The following is a 3075-nucleotide window of genomic DNA, read 5'->3' on the forward strand; positions in this document are numbered from 1 at the left end:
CGTCTGCCGGGAGCGCGACCAGCGAGACGTCGCGAGGCGCGCTCGTTGAGGGGCTTCGAGGCCGACGGCGTGGACGCGACGGCGTACCGGTCGAGCGTCGGCGACGGCGCTCAGATTCTCTGACTGGCGGTTCGAGCGCGCCGGCGGGGTGGCGGGGTGGTCCCCGCGCGACGGGACGTGGCGGGTTCGCGACTCCTGCGCAGCGACGTTTCGCCGTCGATGTAACCGAAATCAGTTCGGCGTCGAGCGGAGATGCGGCCGCTGCTGGTCGAAACGACGCCGGCTCGAACTCGACTAACCGAATTCAGTTACGTCGCTCGCGAAATACTTTTGTGGGTGGCGCACACCGAAGTATCTATGCCGATACAACGACGCGAGCTCCTCGCGGCGCTCGGAACGGGAGCGACCGCTGCACTCGCAGGCTGCTCGGGCGTTCTCGGGAGCGAGGACGGGGACCCGGGAGTGGCCGGCGAGACGCTCACGCTCACGACGACGACGAGCACGTACGACACCGGCCTGCTGGACGCCCTCAACGAACCCTTCCAGGAGATGTACGGCGTGACCGTCGACTCGGTCGCGCAGGGGACGGGGCAGGCCCTGGAGACCGCGAGCAACGGTGACTCGGACGTCGTGATGGTCCACGCGCGGTCGCTCGAGGATGAGTTCATGCAGAACGGGTACGGCGTCAACCGCCGGGACCTGATGTTCAACGACTTCGTCATCGTCGGCCCCGAGAGCGACCCCGCCGGCATCGAGGGGATGGGATCGGCGGCAGACGCGTTCGCGGCCATCGCCGACGCCGAAGCGCAGTTCGTCTCACGCGGGGACAACTCCGGGACGCACACGAAGGAACTGATTGTCTGGGAGGAAGCGGGCGTCGAACCCGGCGGCAACTGGTACCAGGAGACCGGCCAGGGGATGGGTGAAGTGCTCAACATCGCGAACGAACAGGGCGGCTACACGCTCTCCGACCGCGGGACGTACCTTTCCCAGCGGTCCGACATCGAACTCACAATCCTCGTCCAGGGCCCGATCGAGGGCGGCCCCGAACTGCTCGCCAATCCCTACGGCATCCTCGCCGTGAACCCGGCCGTCCACGACAACGTCAACTACGACCTCGCGATGGCGTACATCGGCTACGTCACCAGTCCGCAGGGCCAGCAGGTCATCGAGGACTACACCGCGAACGGCGAGCAACTGTTCTTCCCGAGAGCGCTGTCCGAGGACCCGAACTTCCAGCAGTACGTCCCCGAGGGCTGGAGTGCCGAGTCCGAGGAGTGAAGGGGGTCGGGTCACACGCCGTACTCGTGGTGCTCGCAGACGCGCTCTGGGCGCTCCCGCTACGGCCACTGCTCACGGTCTTTCCGGACGTCGCGGGACCGCTGTTCGTCGACTTCCCGTTCGAGACGCAGTACGTCACGAGCATTGTCTACGTCTCGCTGTACGTGAGCGTGCTCGCGGTGACGATCAGCACGCTGGTGTCCATCCCCATCGCCCTCGTGGTGGGGTTCTCCGACTTCCCGGGCAAGCGCCTCGTCACCGCAGTCATCAACACCGGAATGGGGTTCCCGAGCGTCGTCGTCGGATTGCTCGTGCTGTTCGCGGTGTCGAACCAGGGTCCGCTCGGCGAACTGAACCTCGTGTTCACGAAGGAGGCGATGATCATGTCGCAGTTCGTGCTCGCGACGCCGCCGATCACGGGCATCAGTCTCGCCGCCGTGACCAGCGTCCGCGCTGACGTCCGGGACGCGGCGTTCGCGCTTGGCGGCACGCGCACCGACGTCGCACTCACAGTCGTGAAGGAAGCTCGTTACGGCATCGCGACCGCCGTGCTGGCGGGGTTCGGGCGCGCTATCAGCGAGGTCGGGTCCGTGCTCATCGTCGGGGGGAACATTGCGGGCGCGGGCGGCGTCTCGAAGACGCGCACGCTCACCACCGCAATTCAACTGGAGGCCAGGCAAGGCCGCTACGGCACTGCGATGGTACTCGGTGCGTTGCTCGTCGCTCTCGTGCTCGTGGTCAACGCAGTCGTCGTTCGGCTCGGTGACGGGGGGACGCTGCGGTGACCCTGGGCGCACGGGCCGTCACGCACGGGTACGACGACGGCCCGGTCTTCGAGGACGTATCGCTGACCGCGGGGTCGGGCGAAGTCGTCGCGATTATCGGGCCCTCCGGTGTGGGTAAGACGACGTTACTGCGCCTGCTCGCGCTGTTCGAACCGCCGACGGAGGGCGAGGTCACTGTGGACGGCACAGACGCGTGGACCCTCGGGGAGGACGAGCGCCTCGCGCTCCGGCGGGGGATCGGCGTCGTCTTCCAGGAAGCCAGTCTCTTCGACGGATCGGTCGCGCGCAACGTCGAGTACGGCCTCCGCGTCAGGCGTTCGTGGCGCGAGCGCGTTCGCGACGAACTCCGGACGCTGACGAATCGGTCACCCCTCACGGACGCGGTGACCGACGCGCTCGACGTCGTCGGGATGGCCGACGACGTGCACAAACACGCCGACGACCTCTCGGGCGGCGAAGCCCAGCGGGTCGCGTTCGCCCGCGCGCTCGCCTACGACCCCGACTACCTCCTGCTGGACGAACCTACGTCCGACCTCGACCCCCGCAACACCGCTGTCATCGAGGATGCAGTGACGGCCGCCGCCGACCGCGGCATCGGAGTGGTGGTCGCCACGCACGACATGCATCAAGCCCAGCGGGTCGCCGACCGCGTCGCCGTCCTGCTGGACGACAGCGTCATCGAAATGGGCCCGGCCGACCGCGTGTTCGAGGCGCCCCACGACGAGCGCGCAAAGAAATTTATCGACGGGGAGTTAGTGTACTGACCACCCGATGGCTCAACAGGACGCCTCCACGCCGGAGAACGCCTTCGAACCCCACGTCGCCATCGGCGACGTCACCGTCGACCGCCGGGACGTCGAGATGCTTCGCGCCATCGACGACCACGGGTCGATGCAGGCCGCGGCCGACGCGCTCGGCCGGTCGTACCCCCACCTCCAGCGCCGCGTCGTCGAACTCGAGGCCGCGGCCGGCGACCTCACGGAGCGCGTGCGCGGCGGCAGCGGCGGCG

General features: G+C 68.0%; 4 protein-coding genes. All 4 read left to right on the forward strand.

All coding sequences use genetic code 11. The features are described from left to right. The first annotated feature begins 357 nt into the window (after positions 1-357). Entirely contained in the window at positions 358-1281 is a 924-nt protein-coding gene (locus GRX66_RS17845) for a substrate-binding domain-containing protein (protein WP_159527702.1), read from the forward strand. A 68-nt stretch (positions 1282-1349) separates the two neighbouring features. Next, the gene (locus tag GRX66_RS17850) at positions 1350-2066 is read left to right on the forward strand and encodes an ABC transporter permease (RefSeq protein ID WP_159527704.1); all 717 of its coding nucleotides are present in this window, start codon (positions 1350-1352) and stop codon (positions 2064-2066) included. Then, positions 2063-2830: an amino acid ABC transporter ATP-binding protein gene (locus GRX66_RS17855; protein ID WP_325064188.1), complete on the forward strand. Its 768-nt coding sequence runs from the start codon at positions 2063-2065 to the stop codon at positions 2828-2830. Before GRX66_RS17850 ends, GRX66_RS17855 begins: the two co-directional genes overlap by 4 nt. A gap of 7 nt (positions 2831-2837) precedes the next feature. Further along, the coding region (locus GRX66_RS17860) for a winged helix-turn-helix domain-containing protein (protein WP_159527703.1) at positions 2838-3075 on the forward strand (238 nt) is incomplete at its 3' end.

Origin of the sequence: Halobacterium bonnevillei (genome assembly GCF_009831555.1) — an archaeon.
GTDB lineage: Archaea > Halobacteriota > Halobacteria > Halobacteriales > Halobacteriaceae > Halobacterium > Halobacterium bonnevillei.

Coding starts and splice junctions, on each gene's coding strand:
- GRX66_RS17845 (WP_159527702.1), top strand. CDS start 358: ATGCCGATACAACGACGCGAGCTCCTCGCGGCGCTCGGAACGGGAGCG.